Source organism: Roseovarius atlanticus (assembly GCF_001441615.1).
In the GTDB taxonomy this organism is placed as follows: Bacteria; Pseudomonadota; Alphaproteobacteria; order Rhodobacterales; family Rhodobacteraceae; genus Roseovarius; species Roseovarius atlanticus.
The window spans coordinates 44,339-70,712 of the sequence record NZ_LAXJ01000016.1 but is presented as its reverse complement, the minus strand read 5'-3'; the positions used below and the strand labels follow the sequence as shown (position 1 = coordinate 70,712).

Below are 26,374 nucleotides of genomic sequence, written 5' to 3'. Positions count from 1 at the left end.
CATGGAGCTGCTGTCGAATATCGCGCTGGGCTTCGAGACGGCCTTTACCGCAGAGGCGCTGTTTTACTGCTTTCTTGGCTGTTGCATCGGAACATTCGTGGGGGCGCTGCCGGGCATTGGGCCGATGGTCACAATCTCGGTCGCGCTGCCGCTGACCTTCGGGCTGGACCCGACCGTGGCGCTGATCATGCTGGCGGGAATATTCTATGGGGCGCAGTATGGCGGCTCGATTTCGTCCATTCTGCTGAACCTGCCGGGCACGGCTTCGACGGCGGTGACGGCGCTGGACGGGTATCCCTTGGCGCAGTCGGGCCGCGCGGGTTTCGCGCTGTTCATCAATGCGGTGGCGTCGTTCTGCGGAAGCTCGATTTCGATCCTGGTGGTCATGGCATTTGCCCCTGCGATTGCCGAAATTGCGCTGCGGTTCAATTCAACGGAATATTTCGCCGTCATGGTGCTGGGGCTGGTGGCGGCCTGCACGATCGGGGGCGGCTCGCCACTGAAATCGCTGATCATGGTGGTCTTCGGCCTTATCCTGGGGATCGTCGGGATGGACATAAATTCCGGCGCGATGCGCTATACGTTCGGGTTCCTGGAGCTTACGGACGGGATCAGCTTGATATCCGTCGCGATGGGCATGTTCGGGGTCGCGGAGATCGTGCGCAAGATGGCGGGCCCGTCGCAGGATGCACCGAAGAGCATGGTGGCCGACTTGTCGCTGGCATCGATGCTGCCAAGCCGCAAGGATCTGTCGCTGCTATGGCTGCCCACCCTGCGCGGCACGGCCGTTGGCTCGATGATCGGGGCACTGCCCGGCGCGGGTCCGACCGTTGCGGCGTTCATGGCCTATGCCACCGAGAAGAAGGTCGCGCGCGATCCCGCCCGGTTCGGACGGGGCGCCCCCGAGGGCGTGGCGGCCCCCGAGGCGGCCAACAACGCAGCGGTGCAGGCTGCGTTCATTCCGACCCTCAGCCTGGGGATACCGGGCGATGTGGTCATGGCGATCCTTCTGGGCGCGATGATCATGCACGGGGTGGTGCCCGGGCCGCAATTCATCTCGAACGAGCCGGCGATGTTCTGGGGCCTTCTGGTCAGTTTCTGGCTGGGCAACCTTATCTTGCTGTTCCTGAACCTGCCGCTGATCGGTTTCCTGGTAAAGATCATTACCGTGCCGGGGCGGATCCTGCATCCGGTGGTGATCTTTTTCATCTGCCTCGGCTCCTACAGTGTGGCCAACAACGTTTTCGACGTGTTCGTGACGCTGATCTTCGGCGTGCTGGGCTATTTATTGATGCGGCGGGGATTCCATCCCGCGCCGGTGCTGCTGGGGTTCATTCTGGGTCCGATGATGGAAGAGAACTTGCGTCGATCGCTGGTCATCGCGCGCGGCGACCCTTCCGTGTTTCTGGAGCGTCCGGCAAGCGCGGTGATGCTGGGGCTGGCCCTGTTGCTGGTGCTGTTGCCGCTGAGAAAACCGGTGGTCCGAATTCTGCGTGGAAGACAGAGCCAGGACGGCCCGCCTCTATCGTAAGACTGGTGCCGAAAGCGACTTGCCTCGCATGGATGGAGAAATTTGCAATGCATTATGGACGCAGCCGGCCTGAAGAACTACCGTTCAATCCTTTCAAGGCAATCATCGCGCCCAGACCGATCGGATGGATCGGAACCTTGAACGCGGAGGGTGTGGCGAACCTTGCGCCATACTCTTTTTTCAACGGCGTCGGTTCCGGCCCGGACATGGTGATGTTCGCCAGCGAGGGCGCGAAGAATTCTTACATCAATGCGCGCGACGCAGGGGAATTCACTTTTTCTCTCGTTACAGCCGAATTGACCGATGCGATGAACATTTCATCCGAAAATGTTCCTGACGGTATCGACGAGTTCGAACTGGCAGGGCTTGAGCAAGGCCGGTCCGTCGAGATCCAGGCGCCGTTTGTTGCGGCCAGTCCCGCTGCACTGGAATGCGTCACGGTCGATGCGTTTCAACTCAAGGATAGGCAGGGCGCTCTGCTCGAAAAGTTCATGATAATTGGCGAAGTCGTGCAGACGCATATCAAGGATGAATTTATCAAAGATGGCTTGTTCGCGACGACTGCAGCCCAACCAATTGCCCGGATGGGATACCGAGACTACACCAGCATAGCGACAGCATGGAACTTGGCCCGCCCGGACGATCCGGTGTAAAGCAGTCTTGTTGCCCGTAAGGAAATGGAACGCGCGACGTAATGCCCGAGCGCGCTTAGTTCGGGGCGAATAGACTTAACCTGTCCCAATTTGCAGATAAGCCGGGATCGTGCAGATCCCGGCATATCAATGTGCAAAGCCCGACCCAAAGCGTTTCGACGCTTCAGTTGGGGCGGAAAGGCTGGGTTCAGACCACCTTGACTTCGAAGTCATTGAGGCCGTCGATCTTTGCCAGCATAATGTCTCCTTTCACAATCGAACCGACGCCCGATGGCGTTCCTGAAAGGATGACGTCGCCGGCGGCGAGTTCGAAGTATTCCGACAGGTAGCTGATCATTTCGGGGACCTTCCAGATCATCTGGTTCAGGTCGCCGTCCTGCTTGGGCTCGCCGTTGACGTGCAATTCAATCCGGCCTTCGTCGAGCGGACCGCTTTGCTCGATCGGGACCAGCGGAGAAATAGGCGCGGAACGCTCGAACGCTTTGCCGATCTCCCACGGGCGACCCATTTTCTTCATTTCGCCCTGCAGGTCGCGGCGCGTCATGTCGAGGCTGATCGCGTAGCCCCACACATGCGACATCGCATCCGCAACCGAAATGTTCGCGCCGCCGGATTTGAGCGCGACCGCAAGCTCGACCTCGTAGTGAACGTCGGAGCTGTGGGGCGGGTAGGGAAACTCGCCCGACGCGTCGAGGTTGTCCGGGTTCTTCTGGAAAAAGAACGGCGGTTCGCGGTCCGGGTCATGGCCCATCTCTATTGCGTGGGCGGCATAATTGCGGCCGATGCAATAGACGCGACGCACGGGGAATCGCGCGCCGGAGGCGGTGGGAACACTGATAACTTCGGGCGGGGAGATAGCAAAATCAGCCATGGCAACCTTTCAGATTAATTTGACATAAACCCATAGAAATAACTTCTGAGAAGATCAATTTAAAAATGATCTGCGGAATAAATTTATAAAACAGTTGATTTTTCGAATCCAGGGTGGCAACCATGTCGACCAATTGAAGTATTGATCGGATAGATTGAAAATTGATCGGGGTGGGCGTGGACGAGACTACTCAAATCCGGACGGCTGACAACGAGGCGGCGGCAACCCGGCTGCGCGCCTTCATCGAGGAGCGCAATTTCGGTCCGGGCGACCGTCTTCCGTCCGAGCGGGCGCTTTTGCACGAGCTGGGCCTGAACCGTGCGGCGCTGCGCAACGCGCTTCAGGACCTGGAAGACGAGGGAAAGATCTGGCGGCATGTCGGCAAGGGCACCTTCATGTCCGACCCCGACAGCGCGGAAGAGCAGGCGGACACCACTCTGGCCCTGTCGCGGCGCACCACGCCGGTCAAGATGATGGCCGCACGGCTGGCGATCGAGCCGTCCATCGCGCGGGAGGCGGCGATGAATGCCTCGGCCGAGGCTTTGGACCGGATCGCATCGGCGGAGCGCGCCACACACGCGGCGGACGACTGGGACGCCTACGAGGCCGCAGACGACGATTTTCACCGTGCGATTTCGGAGGCCACCGACAACATACCGCTGGTTGCCATCTTCGACAGGCTCAATTCGATCCGTCGCTCGGTTACGTGGGGCGCGGTGCAGCGGCAGACGCCGAAGCCGTCGCGCGATCATGGCAGCTTCGGCGAGCACAGGCGCATTGCCGAGGCCATCGCCAATCACGACCCGGACGCCGCCCAGGCGCTGATGCGCGCGCATCTCAAGGCGGTATCCGTCCGGTTGTTCGGAGATTTCTGAGTTTCCTGCCGGGCTAGTAGCGATGCCGGGCGGGACGCTGAAAACGATCGGTCTTTCGAGCCGATCAGTCAGGCGGCTCGAAGGGGCCGCACAATGGGAGGAGTGAAACACCATGAAGAAACTGCTGGGAGCCGCGTTTGCGGCGATGATTGCGACCGGCGCGGCGGCGCAGGAAGATTATCCGAACCGCGCCATCACCATTCTCGTGCCCTTTGCCCCGGGCGGCGTGGTCGACCTGGCGTCGCGCACGATCGGCGAGGGGCTTTCGCGGCGCCTGGGCCAGGAGGTTATCGTCGAGAACCGCGCCGGGGGTTCGGGCTTCATCGCGGCGAGCGCCGCGGCGCAGGCGGAGCCGGATGGATACACCCTGTTCATGGGCGAGGCCGGAACGCTGACGATCAACCCGTCCCTGTTCGAGGAAACACCCTATGACGCCGAGGCCGACTTCACCACCGTCTCGACGATCACGGACACGCCGTTGATCCTTGTCGCGAACAAGAATGCCAGCTTCAAGACGTTCGAGGAATTCCTGGAGGCCGCGCGGGCCGAGCCGGGGTCGATCACCTACTCGTCGGCCGGTATCGGTACGTTGAACCACCTGGCGCCGGAGTGGATGTCGCTGGAAGGGGATATCCAGATCCAGCACATTCCCTACAAGGGCGGTCGCCCTGCCGCGACGGCCGTGGCCAGCGGCGAGGTGGACGTCAGCGTGGTTTCGTACTCGTCGACCAAGCCGTTCATCGACAGCGGTGACGTGATCGTTCTGGCCACAACCTCGGCCAAGCGGATCGACCCTAGCCCGGAAACGCCGACGATGCAGGAAGGCGGCGTGCCAAATGTCGACACCAGCCAGTGGACCGGCCTGATGGCCCCGGCCGGAACGCCGGATGCGGTGCTGGACAAGCTCAACGCGACAATCGCCGAAATCCTGGCCGAGCCCGAGGTGGCCAAGACCCTGACCGATGCGGGCGCGGCACCTTACCCGTCGTCGCGCGATGAGTTCGATGCGATGCTCGACCGCCTGCGCGGTCAGTTCAAAACGATCATCGAGACTGCGGGCATCACCGCTCAGTAACGCATGACGCCACGGGCGGTGCATGTGCCACCGCCCGTGGCGCGACGGGAGGACCATCATGCAGATCGGAATGCGCAAGGATATCGGCGCCGGACTAATCGCGTTGGCCATCGGCATCGGGGTGTGCTGGATCAGCCTGGGCTATCGCATCGGCACGCCTGCGCGGATGGGACCCGGGCTGGTGCCGCTGGCGCTTGGGATCGTCCTGATCCTGTGCGGGATCGGCGCGGCGATCAGCGGGCTTCGGAGCAGCGAGAACGCGCGTCCGATGCGGGCGCGCCCGATGGTCATGGTGACCTTGTCGCTGGTCGTGTTCGCGCTGACCATCGAGCGGCTGGGCTTCGTTCCCGCGTCAGCCTTGCTGATCGTGCTTTCGGGCCTGTCCGAAAGCCCGCCGAAGTGGATCGCGCTGGCGGTGTTGTGCGTGGTGCTGATCCCGGCCGCCTATTTTCTTTTCATCGTTCTGCTGGGCATTCCTGCGCCCGCCTTTGCGTGGAAATTCTGATGGGAGTCGTGGACAACCTCCTCCTGGGTCTGGAAACGGCGCTTACCTTTCAGAACCTGATTTATTGCCTGATCGGTGTGACGGTCGGCATGGTCGTCGGCGTGCTGCCCGGGATCGGGCACTTGACGGCCATTTCGCTGCTGCTGCCCCTGACCTTCTATGCGCCCGTCACAGCCGGGCTGGTGATGCTGGCTGGCATATACTACGGCGCGCAATATGGCGGGTCGATCGCGTCGATCATGATAAACATGCCCGGCACGGCGTCGTCCGCCGTGATCTGTCTCGACGGGTATCCGCTGACGCGGCAGGGCAGGGCCGGGACGGCGCTGATCATCACGACCATTGCATCCTTCGTCGGCAGCTGCATCGCTATCTCGCTGCTGATCATGTTGTCGCCGCCCCTGGCGCGCGCCGCCCTGTCGTTTCATTCCGCCGACTATTTCTCGATGATGGCGCTTGGCCTTGTCGCGGCAGGCACGCTGATACAAGGATCGAAGTTCATCGGTGCCGCGAGCGTGACCGTCGGCCTGCTGCTGGGCATCGTCGGAACGGATGTCAGCTCGGGCGCGATGCGGTTCACCTTCGGAGCGCCCGAGCTTTTCGATGGAATCAGCATCGTCGTCATCGCGATGGCCTTTTTCGGCGTCACCGAAGTCATGACGAGCATCGGCCTCGCCCGCGATCACGCGCTGAATGCCAAGGTCACCCTGCGCAGTATGATGCCCAGTCGCGCCGATCTTGCCGAAAGCCGCAACCCGATCTTGCGCGGCTCGATGGTGGGGTCGGCCGTGGGAATCCTGCCGGGCGCCGGTGGCGGGTCGATGGCGGCGTTCATGGCCTACGCGGTCGAGAAGCGCATATCGAAAAAGCCCGATAGCTTCGGCAACGGGGCCATTCCCGGCATCAGCGCGCCCGAGGCGGCCAACAATGCTGCGGCGCAGTCCGCGTTCATTCCCACCCTGACGCTCGGCATTCCGGGCGATGCGATCATGGCGCTGATCCTGGGTGCGCTTCTGGTGCATGGCATCACGCCCGGCCCGCAAGTCATCGCGGACAGCCCCGAGCTGTTCTGGGGGCTGGCTGTCAGCTTTCTCGTGGGGAATTTCATCCTTCTGATCCTGAACATCCCGCTGATGGGGGTCTGGGTCCGGCTGCTGAAAATTCCGCCAACCTATCTGTTCCCCGCGATCAGCCTGTTCATCGCCGTTGGCGTCTACAGCGTGGCGAATATCAGCTTCGACGTCTTCCTTGTCGCGGGACTGGGCCTGGCCGCCTATGTCATGGTGGCCTTCGGGTTCGAGCCGGCGCCATTGCTCTTGGGATATGTCCTGGGACCCCTGATCGAAGAGAATTTCCGGCGTGCCTTGCTGATCAGCCGCGGGGATTTCATGGTGTTCATCGACCGCCCCATCAGCGCCGCGTTCCTCGTCATGTCGGTCCTGCTGGTGATCTGGGTCGCGCTTGGCGCCCGAAAGAATCCTGACCCCGTAAAGGAGAGTTAATCCATGCCATCAGGCCTTGTCATCAGTGCCCACGCGGCCGATTTCGTCTGGCGCTCGGGCGGTGCCATCGCGCTTCACGCCAGGGAAGGCTGGGACATGCATGTCGTCTGCCTGTCGCTCGGTGCCCGGGGTGAGAGCGCGAAGCTGTGGCGCCAGGAGGGCATGACGCTCGACCGGGTTAATGCGGAACGTACCGATGAAACCCGCCGGGCGGCGGATGTGCTGGGCGCGAACCTTCGGTTGCTGGGGCACTTGGATTACCCTATGCGGATCACGGAGGACACGATCCTGCAACTGGCGGATACCATCCGCGAGGTCGCGCCATCCTTCATCCTGAGCCACGCGCCGGGCGATCCGTGGAATTTCGATCACGAACTGACCAGCCGGGTGGCGCAGGAAGCGCAGATCATCTCGCAGGCGAAGGGGCATAATCCGCAGGTTCCTTCGGCGAAACCGGTTCCGATATTGATGTATGAACCGCACCAGCCGGAGAACTCAGGCTGGAAACCGGACCTCTATCTCAACATCGATCCGGTCTTTGACTTGAAACGCAAGGCGTTCGAGTGCATGGACGCTCAGGAATGGCTGTGGGATTATCACACGCGCGTGGCGCTTCAGCGGGGCAACCAGGCGTGGCTCAACTCCGGCACGCGCATCACGCATGCCGAAGCCTATCAGACGCTGTTCCCGCGCGTCGTGTCGTCTTTCCCTGCAATCTGAGAGCATCCAAGAGGGAGCAAAGTGATGGATTAGCCTTCGTACGGATGCCGAATCCGGTGCTGCGCTGCGCAGTCGGCGATGTTCAACAAATGGTTCAGCCGCGGCATGGGTTAGAGCAAGTGACCTGGTCAACGCGCTCTAGGCGCTCTGCTCCCCCGGGTTTGGCCGATCCACGGTCTGACCGGTTTGTCATCACTGCCTCAAATTCCGCGGATCAAGGCACTACGAGACTTGAGAACCTGCGTCTCATGGATCGGGAAACGTTTTCTAACTCGCTTTTCGAGTTTCTGGAGCCGAGTCAGCTGATTCACCCGCGTCGCAACTATAGATTTCGGACATGTTTTCCACATTTGCCTCGTCACGGTCCATTACCTCGAGCCGTTCGAAGTCGACATGGAATGTAGAGCCGACACCAAGCGCGCTGACATATCCGATCTCTGCGTTGTGGCTTTCGACGATTTGTTTCGAAATGTTAAGTCCCAGGCCGGTGCCGCCGACCCGGCGCACGTCGGATGAATCGAGTTGGCTGAACTTCCCGAAAACGCGCTCCTCCGCGAAGTCGGGAATACCCGCGCCTTTATCCTCGACCGAAATACGAACGCGGCTTCCAACGTTTTCGACAAACACCTTCACGGCGTCATCGTCCTTGGAGAACTTCAAGGCATTCGACAGAAGATTGTTCATCACCTGTATCAGCCTTTTCCGGTCACCCATGATCTGGCATTCGTCCTTGCAAACGTGCAATTCAAGACTGATCCCAAGCATGCTCGCATAGCCAGAGATGGAGTCGATAGCCTCTCTGGCCAGGTCGTTGCTGCAGATCGGCTCCATCTGGAAGTCGATCTCGCCCGCTTCGATCTTCTGCAGGTCAAGCAAATCGTCTATCAGGTTGGCCAGTCGGCGGCTGTTCTTGGTGGCCATGTCGATGACAGGCTTGAAATTCTGAGGCATTTCCCCGAGTACGCCGTTGTTGACCAGTTCAAGCGACCCGATGATCGAGGTGAGCGGTGTGCGCAGTTCATGGCTAACAGTGGATAGAAATTGCGATTTGATCTCCAACGCCGCTTTGGTCCGTTCGTTCTCTTCTTCAATCAATTTCATTTGTTGCAAACGGTCTTGATAGCCGCGGTAGAACTTCGCGGAGTTGTCCACGATAAAATAGAGAACGAACATGATCGTGAAGAACTGTAGCCAGATCGGGGAAGTGATCGGCGGTGCGAAACGCAAGACATCCAGAAATGCGATGAAAAGAAATGTGACGCTGTAGATCGAAAGGCGCAGTATGAGGATGCCGATCATCTGGCTGTTGTACATTGCCGCGAAGAGCGACGCCGAGAAGAGGAAGAAAAGTGAAGTGAACTGGCCGCCGGCATTCTGCTGGACGGCTATGTTGGCGATGAACACGCTGATCGCCAAGGCGCTGATGGCGGTGTTGGCGGCGATGCGTTTCAGCAGTTTGCGGCCGAAAACCGGATCTACGCCGTCCCAGGACTTGGCCTGCGCTCCGAGGATCTGGTCGAGCATCTCCGTTAAAAGGACGACGCTGTAACACGCGAAGACCGACAGCGGATCGAAGTAAAACGCTGCCAGAACGGCCGCCGCAAAAAAGCTCGCCTGCCGTTGCCAGATCAATCCATTGGACAGCACCATGTAGTCCTTGATCCGTTGTTCTCGGCCTTGCGAGGTGAACCAGTCTCCTGGTGGCGACCAAGCCTTCAATAGCGTTCTCATCTCGACCTCTGTTTATGCACGCGTTGGCTGAACATAAGGACCCTATTTGTTTAAATTCTGCTGTTAATCGGGCAGAAAGTGGCAAATCGCTGGACAGTCTAAGGCAGAAAAAGGCGAGAGTTTGCTCTCGTTAAGCGGTTTTCGCGAAACGAACGCTCAGTGCTGGCCATGTTTCACAGCCCAGGTTGCGCTCCGACTTTGCTGCCTTAGGTCATGCCGCTTCGGAACTGCCCGATTTGAACGGGGCATATGCGCCTGAAAGAGAAGGGAACTCGATGTTCGCCCCCGGAATATCCTTAATCGGACCGAAGACCGGCGTGCGGGCCAGAACCTGTTCGCGCTGTTCCTGGAAATTGGCGGTCAGAAGCTGTATGGGTTTTGCCAGCCCGGGATAGCTGCGGGGTTCCAGCGCCGGTTCATATCCCAGGTAACGACGGTAAAACGCCGTATGCTCGGCGCGAACCGGGGCCAAGGCCAGGTCGATCTTGTAGAAGATCGACGCAAGGAACGGGATCCGCAACGTCAGGAAGTTCAGCGGGATCCTCCTCTTTCTGGCCGATGAAGAGATGACAAATCGAGTCGGATCAAGAATGGTTTGACCCTCATTGAGCTTGTCCAGAAGTTCCGGAAAGACCTCGAGGGTCGGCGATGTCCGGCAAAGTTTCGAAACCAGATGCAATCGGACAGCCGCCCGGATCGTGCCATCCACCCTGACTGCAACATGCACACAATTCTTGGTTTCGTCGAACGCGTCGGTCATCCGTTGGTCCGCCCTTGCGGGCACGGCTCCCTCGGCGCGGTAGCAAGAGTACCGCAGTCGAAAGACGTCTTCCATGTCGTCGTCCTTCGTCAGAACCTCGTAGCGGGACTGCTCGAGAGCCGCGATGACCTGCTCGTTCATGGTTGATCCTTCAAAGCTGAGGTTTCATGGCGTCGCGCGACACACCAGAAGGTCGCTGTAGCCGCGGTAGACTGAGCGCTGGTCGATGATCTCAAAACCTGCTGCCGTGACGGCCGACGCAATCTTGGCCGCGGTGTGGGTCCAGTATGTGCCGTCTTGCTGTGCCTTGAAGATCGCCTTGTTCTGCCTGGCGATCTGTCGGCCCTGCCAGAAGATCCTGAGAGTACCGAGCAGTCCGTGTTCTTTCCTGATCGAGGAGAAGAGAAAGTTGCGCCAGTCCCGGACATCCATCGGACGGCCGAGATCGATGAGGTAGAGTATCCCGCCCGGTCGCAACATACGGCGGATGTCGGCAAGCCGGTGCTCCGGCTCTGGCATCGCGTAAAGCGAATGTACGCTGATGACGAGATCGGCGCGGTCGGGTACCTTGGCGCTTTCCAGCCCAACATTTTGGTATGTTACGTTCTTGTGAGCGCTCAGTTTTGCCTTGGCGGCCCGCATCATGCCCGGATCGGGTTCGACGAGGCAGATAGTGCTGTCAGCGCACAGGCGAGCCGCGATCTCGGTATAGTTTCCGGTCCCGCCGCCCACGTCGTAGATGATTTTCGGCGCCTCGATCTTTGAAAGGAAGGCTTCGAAGTCCTTCATCAGCGCCTTATACTCTGGGTTGTGTCTGGACAGTAAGTCGTAGGCCGTTGCATAGGCGCTCCAATCCGCATCCGGCGCGTGATGGGTGCCCGTTGTTTCAACAGAACTCAAAACAGACACGTCCTTCCGAATGCGTTTGCGACGGCATGTGGATAACCTCCAAATCTCGTGCGAAAACAATCGCAACGTGGCCTTTTTCCTTAACAAATTGTTAATAGCTCAGGTTGATCTTGCAAGCTGAGGTGGCAACAAAGGGTTGTTCTTAGGTGTATTGTTTCCACCGAAGGTTAATTTTGAAGCAAATATGCCACACTTCCTCTTCAGCTTCCATCCAAGGGCTCAGGCGGTTGGCGGGCATGTCGAGAAATACGCGGATGCTCAAGTGGCCGTTCAGCCCAACGGTGCATTCTGGGCCGGCGGAATGACCGGTATCCGCAAACTGGAGAAACCGTCCTGCTGCGAATGTCGTTAGACGAGTCGCAGACCCCGGCGCGGCGCGGTTCACGAACCCAAGTATGGCAGCTTGAAGGCGCAAACGTCTCAAGCGCGGGAAAAACTCTCTATTTCGACAAAAAAGAACCGGATTCGTCCGCGACAACAATTGCGATCCGCAATAGCGCAATGGTCATGGAGGCGTAATGTTCATAACTTCATTTAGTGAAGGCCCGACCGATTTGGACCTCGTTGCGCATTTTCTTGGCGTTGCCACGCATGACAACATCAATGCCGCTCCAGCCGGGGATGCGTCGGACAAATTCGTGTCGTCGGGGCATTGGCAGAGTGCTGAATGCGTCTCAATTTTGCTGGCAACCCAGAACCAGTTTGCTCCGACCTTTGGTGCATCGCGCCGGACACTTTCGGTCGGGGCAAATACCGCGAAATAATGCTGGCAAATTTTGAATCACCTTAAAGTTGACTTAATTTGGCCGGTTTTCGAGGTTTAGATCGCGTTTAGGCGGACAAGTTTGCACGAGACAGCAACGGGTCTGAGAACCGCCTGACCTTTCGGGAGTCATGGAAATGCATCTACTCGCTGTTGACGACGAACCAACAATCCTCGAACTGCTTCAACTGATCATTCAGACGCTCGGCGACCACACCGTGATCACTGCGACATCCGTTGCCGAGGCGCATACAATACTGGCGAAACCCGAGACGCCGGCAATTGATTGCTTCCTTATCGATATTCAAATGCCGGAAACCGACGGCATCGCGCTCTGCGAATGGCTGCGCGCGCAACCGCAGTATCAGTTGACACCCATTCTCATGCTGACCGCGATGACCGACAAGTCCTACATCGACAGGGCTTTCGCGGCAGGGGCCAGCGACTATATCACCAAGCCGTTCGATATCGACAACCTGCGCGGCCGAGTCCAGCTGATCGGCGACCTGTCCCGGAACGCCAGCCAAACCGTCGTGAGCGCAAAGACCAATTCCAAAACCGAGACGATCACGTCGAATTCAGCGACGCTGGCGCTGCATGAACCGATTTTCGTTCAGGACGTCGACGGATGTATCACGCATCAGGCGCTTGAGAATTACGTTTCGCTGATGTCCAGGAAAAAGCTGTTCGGCTCATCCATAATCGGGTTCACCATCCGCGAAATCGAGGAACTGCACCGGAAATCTACCCGTTACGAATACGAGTGCATCGTGACCGATGTGGCCGAGGCGATCTCTGTTGCACTCGAAGAGTTCGGCGCGTTGTTTTGCTATGCAGGGAACGGCACCTTTCTCTGTGTTCTGGAGTATGGATCGCAATTGAAGCCGGATACGCTTGCGGATCAGGTGAACCTGATCCTACGCAGCATGGAGCTTTATAACAACGACGGTTCGCCGATCAGTGCGTTCGTTTCGGCCGGTGAACAAGTTCGGCTGGTCTGGAAGTCAGGCCAGAGCGCGGTTGATGCGATGGCAACGGCGCACGAGAGCGCGGAAAGAGAAAGCGGGCGCCATGCACGAAACCTCGAAGACTTTTGGTACGACAAGCACGGCATTGGTTTCTAGAGGCTCCAAACTAGGAATAGCCGCCCGGAATTGCTCCAAACGTCGATAGTAGGCCAGTAGCACGAGCCGGAATACACCACTCCGTCTAGGAGGCGCCGGTCGCGAATTATGCAGCGGCGGCGGTCGCCGATTACGCGAAGAGGGTCGCAGCGGCACGCACCTTATTCTGCAGTCCTCAATCGGCGCACCCCTGCTTATCAGAGCCATTGACCATCGGACCGTGAAGAATTCCCACCGTGAGAAACTGGCCGAACCGTGAACGAGTAGATGAGGTGCAAGATTGAGATCGCATTTCAAGAACAAGAAAATTCATGAAAGGCGCGGCTGGGACTGGGAAACCGAAGAAGCCAGGCAGATGCACAGAGATGTGGCTGCGATTCTGGAGGGGCACTTCTCAAAATTTGGCTTGAGTGACTTCCAAGACATGTCGACTGTCCGGGATCAGCGCCCATGGGACAGATCGGCGTGATTGCATAACGGAGGATTTCTGGCTCATCTGAACCGTCAAGGAGTGAAGATGAGACACAAATCCGGAACACCAAAAGGGTCGGCCGAAAAGGTCGTCAAGGACAGACACCATCCTCAGACGACGAAAGGAGATCAAACAGAAGACAATCGAGAAGCGGCGCTTGCTTCATCGCCAGACAGCCGCGTAGCCTAAACCATGAAAGAGCCAGAGCCTCCGCTAACCGTCAGGCCAACGTGTTCCAAATCATCTGACGACGGACATGTGATCGTCCGAGACCTTACAGGTAGGTTCAGCAACCTTTCGGCAAGAACTCGCCGGGCGCACCGGCGAAACCAGAAAATCCGCCATTTGTTCCGTCCGAAGCCGTATTCTATCTTGAGTAGAGCCGATTTTTTTTGAATGCCCTCTGATTGTTATTCTCTTTATGGCTTCGGCTCCTCCTAAGTTTCTGTAACATATATATTTTCGAACATAGCGGGTGTTTTTATGACGCGATATTCAGTCTCTGGGCAGGTTTTGGACTCATCCGGCGCGCCGGCGCCCGAAGGTACATCGATTGTTCTTTACCGGCGCGAGTTACGCCGGCGAAGAGTTTTGGCTTCGGACGCGATCGATGAGTTCGGTGAGTTCACGTTGGCGTATGAGGTGCCGGCGGACCGGCCGCCGCATCTGGAACTTCGGGCGTTCGATCAGGGCAGAGGGCTGAAAGCGGTTTCCGAGACATACTTTTGCCCTCCGGAAAATCTTGCTGATGTGACGTTGCAGTTGTTACCAGCAGCCCGGCGAACCGAGGCGAAAAGCGAATTTGAGCTTTTGCGGGCGGCCTTGGCGCGGGCGGTGGGAACCTCGCGTGTCCGCAAGCTCAGCGACGAAGAAAAACAGTTTGCGGCCCGGGCGCTTTGCCGTGTGCAGCGGTTTGACGCGGAAGACGAACTGGCGTTGATATCGCGCCTTGCCGCCGCGGAGCAGTGGGAGCTTGATACAGGTATCGGACTGGCAGCCGCATACGGGCTACTTTCGTACTGCACGGATCCTTCCGGATTCGACCTATTCGCTCTCACCGCGGACGACATCGCACGCTTGCTTCGACAAGCCATTGCAGACAACATTGTTCCTGCGGATGTAAAAAGTGCCGAGACCATCGCGGCGCTGCTGTCTTCGAGACGGCCGGCGGAGGACCGACGACCGGCGCAGCGCGTCCGTCTGCAAATTCTCGATGATCGCAACGGTCGTCCAATTGCGAATTCCGCGCTTTCGTTGTCGGACGAGCGCGCCGCGATTGCTCTGACCGGTTTGCGGACGGATCGTGCCGGGCGGGTGGCGTTCATGTTGGCCTTTGACCAGGGCGCTTCGCGAAGTTTGAACCTCGCCCTGTTTGACCTGACTGGACAGCAGATAGCGGATGCATCTGTCTCTCTTGCGCCAGATCAAAGCGAAATTGAGGTTCGCGTAGCGCTGTCACCGGAGGCCCGACCGGGCGACATCGGTCTGAGCGACATCTCCGACGATCCGGCCGTGACACTGTTGGCAGACCGCGGAATTCGCACCGTCGCTGAGATATTGCGCGCTGACGGTGGGGTCGAAGGGGTAGATCCCGACGATTTCACGCGCGTGCATCGAACCGCACGGTGGCATGCGGCCGGTATTGAACCCGGTATCGCCAGAGCGCTGGAAGAGACCGGGTTCGACGGACCGCTTGGTATCGCCCGTATCGATCGGGCGCGGTTTCTCGAGATTGTCGGCGACGGTCTGGGCGGGTCAGAGCGCGCCGCCGCGTTTCACGCGGGCGCTCGGATCTACGAAGCGCATGTGGCCCGCCTCGTCGGCGATGCGTGGCTCACTTTTGGCGAAGAGAACGACGAGGGGGATGACGAAGATGTCGACGGGGCACCCGAAGCAGCCGATTTCGAGGATATCTTCAACGATATCGCGGAATGCGGATGCAGCGATTGCAATTCGGCGCTGAGCCCTGGTGCTTATCTGGCGCACCTTCTGGACTGGATGACCGTCAATGTCGTGTCCGCCGGAGTGCCAATCACGCTGGACCAATTGGAAGAGGGATTTCACCAACCTTTCAGCGATCTGACGACCGAATGCGACGGCGTAAATGAAAAGTTTCGTCATATACGTCTGGCGATCGAAGTCCTTTGGTCGTTTACCGGCGGAGCTGCGAACCCTGGTGAAACTGTCTTCAATGGGCGCTATGCCGACTACAGACGAACTGTCTATGCTGCGCTCTTGTCTGCCTACAGTGTCACGCTCAGCGATTTGTTGGTAGCGCAGGCGCTCGATCCGTCGCTTGACGGCTTGCGCAATCAGCTGGCCCAGCGGCTTAAAGTGGCAGTGGGCGATCTGCCTGAGATCGTTCTGGCAGACGCGCCTGACGAAGCATCACTGCAAGAGCTCTTTGGCCTGCGCCGCACCGACATTCCCCATACCGCCGATGTGCCAATGGCTCTGGTCTTGCGGTTGCAATTGGCAGAGATAGGGCGCCGATGGCTGGCCGAAGATGGTGACAACGACCCATGGGGGCCAGACCAAGTACGGCCGGCCATTGATCCTAGGATCATAGACGATACCGTAATCCGCTTGCCGCGGGACGCCACGAATCCCGTTTTTGTCCTTTACACTGAACGTCGCGACGCACTGGACGCAGAGCGCACCGCAATCACGACCTCTGCCGGCGCTGCTGGCCTACTGGGCGAGATCACTAACCGGCTGGGGCGGAGCCTCGCTGAGTTGCAGGCCCTGCGGGACACGCTGACCGGCGCCGTTCCTGCGAGCCCCGAAGCTTTGGCGGATGCGCAAGCGGAAACCCAGGACCAACTCCTGCTGGATGTGAGCGCCATTGTTCGCGCCGTCGAAATTGCAGAGATGCTGGATGCCGAGGGCGATCCGGCGCTGAGCGATCCGGAAATCCTGGAGGATGCCGCAAATATTCTCGTGGGCCGGCATGCGCGCAGCCTGTGGCCCGATTGGATCGCCGCCGAGATCGATGAGAACATCGGATTGTCCTCTGCGTTGTTCCACCAGCCCGACCTTCCCGACATGCCGCGGCCATCGCTGCTTGTCGCGAACGATCTGGTGTCGGGATGGCGCGCGGCCCTGCAGCGTCGCAGCGGGGATCCTGTGATCGACCCAGCCCACCTGACGCCCGCGGAAATCGTGCAGTTCCTGGAGCCCGGATACGAGCCCTTTGCGCACGAGATTAACCGTGATGCTGCCTTGGGTCTTCTCTCTTCGCGACAGGCATGGGCCGATGGACGCCGTTCTGCCTTTGCCATAGCACGCAGCGGTGCGGGCGGCGTCGCAGCGCAGTTTGAAGCGGTACTGGCGGAGTCGGTTGTGCCTGATCTGCAGGACCGCATCGATGCGCTCGTGGAACGTGAGGCTGCGGGTCACGATATCGAGCGGGCGATCCAGCAACTTGCCTTCGACCCGCCGGCGTTCCGCGCAGTTGTGGCGTTCGGGCATCGCGCGGCTGCGGGACTGCAGTTGCTGGCCGATCAGTGGGCTCTCATCGGCGCCATTCTGATCGACGTCGAAAAACGGCTGCGCGCGACGGAATGGCGGGCGGAGGAGCGCGATGGCGGGATTGCCTTGCATCCTCGGTTATTCAAACAGGTCGATCAGGGCCGTGTGCCGTTCGATGTCACTGGTCGCGCGGCCTTTGCGCGCCGATGGTCGCGCCGTTGGCGTGTCAGGGACGACGCGGTGAACGTGGCATTCGCCACGCTCGAACGTGTCGTTTCAGATGCCGAAGAGTTATCTTTGCACATCCTCCGGGATGCCCTGATCCGGCGCGGTCCGTTGACCGGACAGACCCTGGCCGAGCGGGCCTCGGACCTGGACACGCGTTTGCTTGTGGCCATGGATGCCGGTGGCTGCCAATGCACTACGCGGGTCGCCTTCGCGATCGAGACGCTGCAGCGGCTTCTGCGCGGTGTGCTCGACGGAACGCTGACCGATGCGCTCGACAATGTCGCCATCGATGCCGAGAACATTGTCGCTGCCAGGAGCCTACTCAGCTACCAGGAATGGCGTGCCGCCTTGTTCGCCTTCCTGTGGCCGGAGAACCTCACCAGCCGCGTGCTTCCCGGCGGGGCCTCGCACGGGCTCGAGCGTTTGGTCGCCAACATGCCGAACCAGCTTACCCCGCCGAAGGCCTGCGAACTGGCAACGGCCTATGCTGCGTATTTCGATGATATCAGCGGGCTCGAGGTGTCCGCCACTTGCCTTGCCCCGACCTTCCTGCCGCCAGATGACGCATGCGATCCGGGCGGTGCGACTGTGGTTGATCGGCTTTTCCTGTTTGGTCATGCGGATTCCGGCCTGGTTTACTGGGCCATGCTCGACCCTGCCGATGATGCCGGAGACACACGCACGACGTGGCGTCCGCTGGGCCGCCTGGGAAACGTCACGCGGCTCTTGGGCGCTACTCTGCATGGTGGGCAGGGCGAGGCTTCCATTGTCCTTCTTGCGGAAGACAGCAACGCTGGCGCCGCCACGCTGCTCCTGTGCCGCTTCGAGCTTGAGACCGGCAAATGGCGCGGCCCTCGCAACCTTTCCGTGCCGCAAGAGGCGCGGGAGAAAGGCTTCGACGCATCCGTTCTGAGGAAGTATGTCCCGGATGGCAGCGGTTTCGATCTGGCGCTCGCAAGCACGCCAACTCTTGTGGCGGTCCATACCGAAGGCGGTGGCCTCTACATCCGCCGCATGAAGCAGGATCTCAGGGGCTGGACGGATGAGTGGCGTCCCATTCAGGGCCCGTCGGCCAGCGGCCGGCTTCTCGATTTCGTCCAGATCCGAGACGATGAAGCCGCCTTGATCATCGGCGGCGACGGAGGAAACGATTTCCGAACCGTGTCGCTGGTCGAGCCCTTCCAGAACGACGACTTCGACCGGATTTCTATCGGCTCAGGGTTTGCGGAATTTGCCGGTGCGATCGGATGGCCGGACCGCAACGAGCTTATTTCCTTCGTGAACCCGCCTGGAGCGTCGCGGTACACGGTCGCGGACATCGCCGCGACGCGCGTTGGGATACCGGACGACGATCTGCGTTTCGAAGAGCTGTTCATTGAGAACATTGAAGAACGATTTCGCAACGAGCTTGGCGTAAGTCTCGATGACCCGCAATTGTTCAGTTTCTCAGGATTCCAGCCCTACCTGGTCGTGATCCCGCTCGCGAATGTGCCTCAGGGCAGCACGTCCAGCCTCAACCCGCTCAATTTTCCGAATACTGACGAGAAGTTCGGTGATCAGCTTCCGCATCCTGAACTCGCACCCTTCAATGGTACGCTCTACGAACTGCTGACCATGACGAGTTTCCAATTCAATGCGATCCACGAAGACTGGGTCGACAACGAAGCCGCCTACATCGCAGACGAGAATGAGCGAAACTTCTACCTGATTCAGTACAAGAACTTCGCAATCGATGTTTTCATCGAAGCATTGGACGAATTGACCCAGACCAACCCGTTTGCCAGCCCTGCCTATTGGTGGACGTTTCTCGACGATCAGGTTCGTCGCCTGACCGAAAACCGCCATGGCATCCGGTCGCTGATACGTCAGACCTTCCTCAACAGCATCTCCGAACCAATGATCGAGTTTGGTTGGGACCCAAATTTCGACGATGAGGAAGATGGCAGCGTCAAACCGATCCAGTTTGTACAGCGCACGTCGTCTGTCAGCGTGTCGGCTTCGTTTTCCGGAGGCATCCGAGAGCAAAGAATCGCAGGCACTTCCGGCTACGACCATTTGCCGGGTCTGGAGAACCGAAAGCCTGTCGCGCTTTGGAAGGAGTTCTTGCCCAACGATACCGGGAGTGGCGCTTTCTGGACGGTCGTGCGCCGCTCGGGCGGGGGCATCAGCGCTATCGGCGATCAGCGGATCACGCTCAACACGTCGGCCGAACCGCAGATCTTGCCACCCGAAGATCCAGGCGAATTACTCGACAGGCGGGATGGCAGCGAGAACCTTTACACCAAGAATGAAGACGGCCCGCCCTCGATCCAGGCGCTGCTGCGGGAGCGGTCTGTTCTTGTGCCGATCATGCTCGGAGACGCACTCTGCGCCGCGGGACACCACGCCGAAGCGCAAGAATGGTATCGCACCGTATACGACGAAGGTGCCGATGCTGGATCTCGGAAGATTTCCTACGGGCTGATCGAGGAGGAAGACAGGCCGCTTTCGTTCAACGCCATCGACACATGGTTGCGCGATCCCGACGACGTGCACGCGGTTGCGCTGACCCGCCGTGAAAGCGATACGCGCAGGGTTATGCTGAGTATCATCGCGTGTCTTGTCGCAGAGGCAGACGCCAACTTTGCACGCGATCTGCCCGAAACCATTTCGAAGGCACGCGACCTCTATCGCCGGGCGCTGGAGCTTTTGGCGCGATTGCGCGGCCTGACCGGTGTGGACCGTTGCGCCGATATCATCGGAAGGCTGCGGTTCGAACTGGAGGATCAGCCCGACCTGCCAATTGACGATTTCACGCTTGTCTTAGGCGAACTGCCGTCTCCTGGCATCGTGCGGGAAACGGTCGACGATCTGATCGCGATTGCGCGCGATCCATCTGTTCCACAGGGCGAAACGGTCGCGCGCATGCGTGAACGGCTTGGCGAAGTCCGGCCGCGCAGACCGCGACGGCGTCCTGTCTCTGCACGGATTGAAACGCGCGCACGCATCATGACGCGCGCAGAGTCGCGCCTGCTTGCGACGAACCACGACCGGGCGCTTCTCAGCCAAACGTTTCGGGTTGGCGAGCGAAGACGCGCCGATCTGATCGCGCGCATCGACTCAGCACGGGCGGAGCTTGATGTTGCTGGCACATGGCTGACGACGCGCGACCTCGATCCGCCGATTCTCGATCCGCGCGACCGCCGCACACCAGAAAGATCGACGATAGACACTAGGCTGTTGCGCGCCTACCACCTTCGTGCCGCATCGCCACTGGCGGCAATCAGTCTGGCCGGCCTGAGCTTGACAGACCGCGTCACCGGAACGGTCTTGAGCTTCTGCATTCCGCAAAATCCTGAATTGGAGGCGCTGCGGCGCCGGGCCGAGACGGCTCTGGATCGAATTCGCACGTGCCGCAACGTTGCCGGCTATGAACGTGTCTATGACCCATACGGCGGGCCGATCGGGATTGGCCGAACCGGACTTGCCCCAGGTGCGCCAGCGCAAGTCGACGTTCCACCTGTTCCCGTGCGCTATGGAACGCTTTTGCCGCAAGCGCGCATGCTTGCCAACGTCGCCGCACAGATCGAAGCGCGCTATCTCGCGGCGCTGGAAGGTGAAGACAGAGAGCGGCTGAATCTGTTGCAGGTCGAACAGAGTCTTCAGGTGGCTGAAGCCCGAGTGACGCGCAGCGCGCTGGCAGTCGGAGCGGGTGAGGCCAATGTCGAACTTGCGCGTCGCCAGCGTGAGCATGCGATCATTGGCGCGGAGCATTACAACGCGCTTATCGAGGCGGGGAATAACAAACACGAAGACAACGTGATCAAGAGTTATCTGAAGACGGGCGAATCGAACCCATTGAAACAGCTGTTCAAGTTTCTCGGGTCGCTCGGTAGCCTTGGCGCAAGCTTCACGGGCTTCACGAACCCCTTCTCCAGCATAACCGACCTCGTCAGCCTCACGCGTGAGTTGTCGGAGCTTGAATTGCCTGAAAATCCAATCGACGCAATCGACCAGATCGAGGATCCCGGCCCGGGCGGTGTGGCAAGCGGCGTGGATACTGCCGCCAAGGGGTTGGACAAGCTGATCACGTTCTTGCTGAAGGAAGAGGGCGGCGGCAAGAAGATCAATATCGCCGCGCTCGAAGGGTTCCGCGGGGATCTCAAGCGTCGGTCGGAAGACTGGAAGATCAAGCGTGATCTGGCACGGCAGGATATCGAGATCGGGACCCAAGAAATCCTGACGGAGCAGTTCGCATTGGAATTGGCCAGAGCCGATCAAGCCATAGCCGAGTTGGAGCTGAGCCACGCCGCCGATATCCTTACTTTCCTGCAGATGAAGAACCTGCCCGCCGAGGCGTATCGATGGATGGCCTCGATTCTGGGCGAGGCGTACCGGGATGTCCTGCAGCGCGCCACGGCCATAGGACAGCTTGCCGAGCAAGCGCTGGCCTTCGAACGCTTCGCCCTTCCGGCCGGCATCGTCGCGGGGGACTATTGGCAGGTCGATCTCAACAGCCAGCCGAATGGAGATATTGATGCGGACCTGCGCGGATTGACGGGGTCGGCACGACTTCTGCGTGATCTTTCGCGCCTGGAATTTTATGCGACATCGTCCCTCACCCAGCGGGTACCGATCAAGATGGAGCTTGATCTGGCGCTGCTGGATAGTGAGAGTTTCCAACGCTTCCGCGAAACCGGGGTGTTGGAATTTGACACGACACGTCAGGCGTTCCAGCAGCAGCTGCCTGGCTTTTACGCCGCATCGATCTCTACGGTCTCGATCGGTCTGCAGGCGCTGTCGCTTTCGGGTGAAGGTCTTTCGATGACGCTCGAATCCCGTGGCATGTCGCGAGTGGTAGTGAGACCGGAAACGGCAGCGAGTACTTTGGTCCGCGGCCTCCCCGAGACACGCTTTTTGACCGGCATGCCCGAGGGCGACAGGCTTTTGTCGATGATACCGCGGTCCGAAGGTGTCCGAGGCGCTTTCGAAGGCACGGGTTTCGAACAGTCCTGGCGACTGGTGGCGGATCGCGGGGCGAATGCCCTGTTTGATTTCGATGCTATTGCGGGCATGACCTTTCGCATAGAAGGCACCGCACTTCACAGCCCACTATACGCCGATCAGGTCAGCAACGCTTTGGGCCGCGACCGCACAGGTGATCTGATCCTGAGCTTACGTGGCGACTATCCAAGCGCGTGGCAGACGCTGGGGGCCGCAGCGGACGAGGGTGATCCCCTGAGCATTGCCGTCGCCCTTGCGCGCGGACTTTATCCTGTCAATCTGGATAAACTGTCGCTCGATCACCTTCTGATCGCCGTGGTTTCGACCGATGGTGAAGAAACGGTCTTCGACGCCATCCTCTTCACGCCTTCGTCTGGCGCAGTCACTGTCGGCGGGGCGGTCGAAACGGTCGAGGGCAGGATCAGCACGCGGAACAGCACAGGTGCGGCACTGAATGATCTTCTGGACGGCCCTGTGACCGGGAGCCTGCGCCTGACCTTTGCAGAAGCGACGCGCGATCGCCTTCTGGCGGGTCACATCCGGGACGTTTTGATCGTCCCGAGTTATTCCGGCGGGATCACCTGACCTCGTCTCTCTTTCGGGCGAAGCGGCTCTTGATGAAGCAATTAGTCTGGCGCGGCGCTTGTATTCGTGACCACGTGTTGCGTCGTGTTCGACGACATCCTGCAAGAAACCCTTCTCGCGACGTATCGACTGTTCGTCTCAAGATGATTTGGAACACGAGCGTTTGAACTCGGACACAGGGCTTGGCAAGCTGAGGTTTCAGGACCAAGGTCCTGCGCGGTTACCTCTTCGCGTTCTTGGAATATGGCTTTGGACGGTTGGCTGGGGGCCCCGCTGTGAGGCTTGCCGAGGCTGTTGTGTCATCGCGCGCAGGGCGGCGACACGTTTCTCTGTCGCGGGGTGGGTCGCAAAAAGATTGTCATGCTTGTGTGCGTGCAATGGGTTGATGATGAACATGTGCGCAGTTGCTGGATTGCGCTCAGCCGCCTCGTTGTCGATCCTGGCCGAGCCGACAGCGATCTTTTCAAGGGCCGAAGCAAGCCACATCGGTTGCCCGCAAATTTCAGCACCGGCCTTATCGGCCGCGTATTCCCGTGTCCGGCTGATCGCCATCTGCACCAAAGCTGCGGCGAGCGGTGCGAGGATCATCAAGAGAAGCGTGCCGAGTAGACCAAGACGCTCTCTCGATCCGCCGAAAAAGAGTGCGAAGTTGGCGAGCATTGAAATCGCACCTGCGAATGTTGCGGTGACGGTCATGATCGCAGTGTCATGGTTACGGATATGTGCCAGTTCGTGAGCAATCACGCCGGCCAGTTCCTCGCGGCTCAGGTTTTGGACGAGGCCCGATGTCACAGCCACCGCGGCGTTGGAGGGGTTTCTGCCCGTTGCGAAGGCATTGGGCTGTGGCGTGTCAATCAGGTAAAGCTCAGGCTCGGGTAGGCCTGCATTGCGCGCAAGTTCCATCGTCATGGCGTGTAGCCCAAGCCGATCATCCCGCGTGACTGGTTGCGCGTTGTGCATGCGCAGAACCATTTTGTCGGAGTTCCACCAAGTGAAAACGTTCATGCCTGTGGCAACAGCCAGCGCGATCAAAGCGCCGCCGGATCCACCGAGCAAGTAGCCCACGCCCATAAAGAGCGCGGTCATAGCCGCCATCAGAATTGCCGTTTTCGTGTAACCCATCTTAGCCTCCTGGAGCTCAGGCCTTGGCGTACACAAAATATGGGTGGGTTCCCGTCGGGTACAAGCAGGTGGCGCGTTCATCATGCAGTCGGTGTGAAAAAGTCCGGAGTGCAGAGACATTGAACGATCATGAGCCGCTGGAGGAGGCCATGCAGAACTTTAAACGTACATGCTGTTGCTGGCTGGATATGGCGGATGATTGTAATCAGTCAGATCAGGCTTCCAATTTGCTTCATTTCGAAAAGACCCAAAATCTCACCGGTCCTGCGATCTAGGTAAGTGTGGAAAGCTCACATCGAGCAAGTAAGCAGTTTAGCCATCGTTCGTCGATCCGCTCCAGGCGCTGACCAGATCGGTAGTTTCATGCAGGGCGATCAAGTAACGCTCCTGTCCCAATCTGGGAATTTCGCAAAGATCCGTATTCGGGGTACTGACGGCCAACTTGAAGGCTGGGTTTTGAAGCACTGCATCCAGACCGGCCCGGACGATTAACCGGCACATTGCTATTTGGAGAGTGTGGACTGACTGTCATAAGCGGCAATCTTAGATTTCTAGCAAAAAATGACTGCTTGCGAAGGTATCAAGATCGTCAGATGTCCCCCATGCGGACAAAGCGGTCTTTCGATGACACGGCGTCAATGTCTGCCTTGATGATAGCGCAGATAGCAGGTTCCTTGGCTGTGATTTTCAGGGTAAAGCCATGCCATCAGTCGCGGGGTCGGCGCCGCCTTCGAGGCCAGTTTCCGCGATGCGGATGCCATGAACCCATGCGATCCCATAGCTTCGCGCGTCGCGAATTACCTCGTACCCCAGCGCCTCGACTTCTTCGGTAACCGATCTCGGAATACGATTGACAACGTCGATGGCGTTGCTCGTTGCCGAGAAACGCGGTCGCGTCACGGCTTCGGACATCGAGCAGTCGAAATCCAACACGTTCAAAACGGCTTGCAGGACACCCATCGCGATCTGCGTCGCGCCCGGAGCGCCGATGACGACATAAGGAGCCCCGTCCCGGAAGATGATTGATGGACATACCGAACTGAACCGTGCCTTCCCGGGCGCAATCGAACAAGCCAGACAAGGGCGCGGATCGAAGACGCCCATACATCCGTTGTACATGAAACCCAGGCCATCGGTAACGACGCCCGACGGCATCCCCAGGGAATGGGTCATCGAAACGCACATCCCGTCGCCATCGACGATCGAAATCTGCGTTGTGTCGCGGCACTGGCCGGCGGGGTCGAAACGCGGAACGTCGGCTTTTTCGCCGCTTTTGATCCGGTCGGCCAATTCTGCCGCATAGTCTTCTGACAAGATACGGTCAGCAGGTACGTCGACAAAGTCGGGGTCGCCGATGAAGCGGTCCTTATCGATCGTGGCATACTTCATCGCCTCGGCGACCGTTCTGACGTAGTCGGGGCTGTTGTGGCCCATGGACGCCAGGTCGAACTGGCCAAGGATATTAAGCATTTGCGCGAGCATCAGGCCGCCGCCCGGCGGCTGGTTGGTGGTGACAGTGAAGTCCCGGTAGCGGGAGGTCAGCGGCGGGTTGATCTTCGCTTCATAACCTTCGAGATCACGCGCTGACAGCAGTCCGCCATGCTCTTGCATGTCCTATGCGATGCAGGCCGCGATTTCGCCCTTGTAAAACGCATCTGCGCCCTCATCTGCGATTTGGCTGAGGGTCTGGGCGAGGTCGGGATTGACCACCTCGTCGCCAACCTGTTTCGGGCTGCCATCTTCCCGACAATAAAGCGCGCGGCTGGCGGACGTATGGGCAATGCGGTCGGAATTGGCCACCCGTCCCATGCGGGAAGGTTCCGACCAAAACTCGTGTACGTGCGGACGGACGGCCCAACCCTTTTGGTGTTCCGGATTTGCGTCTCATCTTCACTCCTTGACGGTTCAGATGAGCCAGAAATCCTCCGTTATGCAATCACGCCGATCTGTCCCATGGGCGCTGATCCCGGACACGAAGAGGCTCTGACCTCGGGGGCACCGATTATGGCGGCACTGGCCGTGGCGGCGTCGCATACGCGACTCAAGATCACCGGAGGGGCTATTGGGATCGGTCTGCCGCTTGCCGTAGGCGCAGCTGTGGCCTGTCCAGACCGAAAGGTTGTGGTGTTACAGGCGGACGGCTCGGGTATGTACACGCTGCAGGCGCTTTGGACTATGGCCCGCGAGCGTCTGGATATTGTCTCGATCATCCTGTCCAACCGGTCTTACGAGATCCTGAAAGGTGAGTTGCGCAACGTGGGCGTTTCGAAACCTGGAGAAAAGGCGCACGGGATGATGTCGTTGCGCGACCCGGATCTGAATTGGCGTGCCTTGGCGCGGGGCATGGGGGTCGCGGCCAAGCTAGCGACGACGGTAGAAGAATTCGATGCTTTGTTCGCTCAGTCGACGGAACAGGCTGGACCTGTCCTGATCGAAGCAGACCTGACGGCCGGATAGCTCATCATCGGATCCTATGCTGAAGCCGAATTCATAA

The 26,374-nt window shown here is 59.3% G+C and carries 17 protein-coding genes and 1 pseudogene; 12 read left to right on the top strand and 6 right to left on the bottom strand.

Annotated features, from left to right (window positions below):
* Position 1 precedes the first annotated feature (1 nt).
* Positions 2–1,531: a tripartite tricarboxylate transporter permease gene (locus tag XM53_RS14050; RefSeq protein WP_057794363.1), complete on the top strand. Its 1,530-nt coding sequence runs from the start codon at positions 2–4 to the stop codon at positions 1,529–1,531.
* A 47-nt stretch (positions 1,532–1,578) separates the two neighbouring features.
* The gene (locus XM53_RS14045; RefSeq protein ID WP_057794565.1) at positions 1,579–2,184 is read left to right on the top strand and encodes a flavin reductase family protein; all 606 of its coding nucleotides are present in this window, start codon (positions 1,579–1,581) and stop codon (positions 2,182–2,184) included.
* Positions 2,185–2,371: 187 nt separating this feature from the next.
* Here the strand turns inward: XM53_RS14045 and XM53_RS14040 are convergent, their stop codons facing one another.
* Entirely contained in the window at positions 2,372–3,055 is a 684-nt protein-coding gene (locus tag XM53_RS14040) for a fumarylacetoacetate hydrolase family protein (RefSeq protein WP_057794361.1), read from the bottom strand.
* 170 nt (positions 3,056–3,225) lie between these two features.
* On the opposite strand from XM53_RS14040, the gene XM53_RS14035 reads away from it, so the two are divergent.
* From XM53_RS14035 to XM53_RS14015, 5 genes are all read left to right on the top strand, one after another.
* Positions 3,226–3,930, top strand: a complete 705-nt coding sequence (locus XM53_RS14035; protein ID WP_236544516.1) for a FadR/GntR family transcriptional regulator — start codon at positions 3,226–3,228, stop codon at positions 3,928–3,930.
* A 112-nt stretch (positions 3,931–4,042) separates the two neighbouring features.
* Positions 4,043–5,005, top strand: a complete 963-nt coding sequence (locus XM53_RS14030; RefSeq protein WP_057794357.1) for a Bug family tripartite tricarboxylate transporter substrate binding protein — start codon at positions 4,043–4,045, stop codon at positions 5,003–5,005.
* A gap of 58 nt (positions 5,006–5,063) precedes the next feature.
* Positions 5,064–5,510, top strand: coding sequence for a tripartite tricarboxylate transporter TctB family protein (locus XM53_RS14025; RefSeq protein WP_057794355.1), 447 nt, complete (start codon positions 5,064–5,066; stop codon positions 5,508–5,510).
* Positions 5,510–7,012 (top strand): tripartite tricarboxylate transporter permease, encoded by a 1,503-nt coding sequence (locus XM53_RS14020; RefSeq protein WP_057794354.1) that lies wholly within the window; start codon positions 5,510–5,512, stop codon positions 7,010–7,012. The genes XM53_RS14025 and XM53_RS14020 overlap by 1 nt, the downstream gene beginning before the upstream one ends.
* A gap of 3 nt (positions 7,013–7,015) precedes the next feature.
* Positions 7,016–7,732: a PIG-L deacetylase family protein gene (locus XM53_RS14015; RefSeq protein WP_057794352.1), complete on the top strand. Its 717-nt coding sequence runs from the start codon at positions 7,016–7,018 to the stop codon at positions 7,730–7,732.
* Between the two features lie 267 nt (positions 7,733–7,999).
* Here the strand turns inward: XM53_RS14015 and XM53_RS14010 are convergent, their stop codons facing one another.
* The 3 genes from XM53_RS14010 to XM53_RS14000 all read right to left on the bottom strand — a co-directional run bounded on the left by XM53_RS14010 (position 8,000) and on the right by XM53_RS14000 (position 11,132).
* Positions 8,000–9,463 (bottom strand): sensor histidine kinase, encoded by a 1,464-nt coding sequence (locus tag XM53_RS14010; protein ID WP_082631021.1) that lies wholly within the window; start codon positions 9,461–9,463, stop codon positions 8,000–8,002.
* Between the two features lie 211 nt (positions 9,464–9,674).
* A complete protein-coding gene (locus tag XM53_RS14005; protein ID WP_057794350.1) occupies positions 9,675–10,364 on the bottom strand; it encodes an N-acyl amino acid synthase FeeM domain-containing protein in 690 nt (229 codons plus the stop codon).
* 24 nt (positions 10,365–10,388) lie between these two features.
* Entirely contained in the window at positions 10,389–11,132 is a 744-nt protein-coding gene (locus XM53_RS14000; RefSeq protein WP_408006071.1) for a class I SAM-dependent methyltransferase, read from the bottom strand.
* A gap of 518 nt (positions 11,133–11,650) precedes the next feature.
* Here XM53_RS14000 and XM53_RS23065 point away from each other — a divergent pair.
* The 3 genes from XM53_RS23065 to XM53_RS13990 all read left to right on the top strand — a co-directional run bounded on the left by XM53_RS23065 (position 11,651) and on the right by XM53_RS13990 (position 22,758).
* Positions 11,651–11,896, top strand: a complete 246-nt coding sequence (locus XM53_RS23065) for a hypothetical protein (RefSeq protein ID WP_144435542.1) — start codon at positions 11,651–11,653, stop codon at positions 11,894–11,896.
* Positions 11,897–12,032: 136 nt separating this feature from the next.
* On the top strand, positions 12,033–13,019 hold the full coding sequence (locus XM53_RS13995) for a response regulator (RefSeq protein WP_236544502.1): 987 nt from the start codon (positions 12,033–12,035) through the stop codon (positions 13,017–13,019).
* Positions 13,020–14,082: 1,063 nt separating this feature from the next.
* Positions 14,083–22,758 carry a Tc toxin subunit A-related protein gene (locus XM53_RS13990; RefSeq protein ID WP_057794346.1) on the top strand — a complete coding sequence of 2,892 codons (8,676 nt, stop codon included), beginning with the start codon at positions 14,083–14,085 and terminating at the stop codon, positions 22,756–22,758.
* 198 nt (positions 22,759–22,956) lie between these two features.
* Here XM53_RS13990 and htpX read toward each other — a convergent pair whose 3' ends face one another.
* Positions 22,957–23,880 (bottom strand): zinc metalloprotease HtpX, encoded by a 924-nt coding sequence (htpX, locus tag XM53_RS13985; protein ID WP_057794344.1) that lies wholly within the window; start codon positions 23,878–23,880, stop codon positions 22,957–22,959.
* Between the two features lie 279 nt (positions 23,881–24,159).
* Between htpX and XM53_RS24050 the strand changes: the two genes are divergently transcribed.
* Positions 24,160–24,372: an SH3 domain-containing protein gene (locus tag XM53_RS24050; protein WP_408006070.1), complete on the top strand. Its 213-nt coding sequence runs from the start codon at positions 24,160–24,162 to the stop codon at positions 24,370–24,372.
* A gap of 195 nt (positions 24,373–24,567) precedes the next feature.
* Here XM53_RS24050 and XM53_RS13980 read toward each other — a convergent pair.
* Positions 24,568–25,734: pseudogene (locus XM53_RS13980) on the bottom strand (gamma-glutamyltransferase family protein); the annotation flags it as partial.
* A gap of 150 nt (positions 25,735–25,884) precedes the next feature.
* Between XM53_RS13980 and XM53_RS13970 the strand changes: the two are divergent.
* Positions 25,885–26,337, top strand: coding sequence for a thiamine pyrophosphate-dependent enzyme (locus XM53_RS13970; RefSeq protein WP_057794338.1), 453 nt, complete (start codon positions 25,885–25,887; stop codon positions 26,335–26,337).
* Positions 26,338–26,374 lie beyond the last annotated feature (37 nt).

Excerpts from the sequence above, each read along its gene's own strand:
- XM53_RS14040 (WP_057794361.1), bottom strand. The coding sequence starts at position 3,055 with ATGGCTGATTTTGCTATCTCCCCGCCCGAAGTTATCAGTGTTCCCACC.
- XM53_RS14020 (WP_057794354.1), top strand. The coding sequence starts at position 5,510 with ATGGGAGTCGTGGACAACCTCCTCCTGGGTCTGGAAACGGCGCTTACC.
- XM53_RS14010 (WP_082631021.1), bottom strand. The coding sequence starts at position 9,463 with ATGAGAACGCTATTGAAGGCTTGGTCGCCACCAGGAGACTGGTTCACC.
- XM53_RS23065 (WP_144435542.1), top strand. The coding sequence starts at position 11,651 with ATGTTCATAACTTCATTTAGTGAAGGCCCGACCGATTTGGACCTCGTT.
- XM53_RS14030 (WP_057794357.1), top strand. The coding sequence starts at position 4,043 with ATGAAGAAACTGCTGGGAGCCGCGTTTGCGGCGATGATTGCGACCGGC.
- XM53_RS14045 (WP_057794565.1), top strand. The coding sequence starts at position 1,579 with ATGCATTATGGACGCAGCCGGCCTGAAGAACTACCGTTCAATCCTTTC.
- XM53_RS14005 (WP_057794350.1), bottom strand. The coding sequence starts at position 10,364 with ATGAACGAGCAGGTCATCGCGGCTCTCGAGCAGTCCCGCTACGAGGTT.
- XM53_RS14050 (WP_057794363.1), top strand. The coding sequence starts at position 2 with ATGGAGCTGCTGTCGAATATCGCGCTGGGCTTCGAGACGGCCTTTACC.
- XM53_RS13970 (WP_057794338.1), top strand. The coding sequence starts at position 25,885 with ATGGCGGCACTGGCCGTGGCGGCGTCGCATACGCGACTCAAGATCACC.
- htpX (WP_057794344.1), bottom strand. The coding sequence starts at position 23,880 with ATGGGTTACACGAAAACGGCAATTCTGATGGCGGCTATGACCGCGCTC.
- XM53_RS13995 (WP_236544502.1), top strand. The coding sequence starts at position 12,033 with ATGCATCTACTCGCTGTTGACGACGAACCAACAATCCTCGAACTGCTT.
- XM53_RS14015 (WP_057794352.1), top strand. The coding sequence starts at position 7,016 with ATGCCATCAGGCCTTGTCATCAGTGCCCACGCGGCCGATTTCGTCTGG.
- XM53_RS14025 (WP_057794355.1), top strand. The coding sequence starts at position 5,064 with ATGCAGATCGGAATGCGCAAGGATATCGGCGCCGGACTAATCGCGTTG.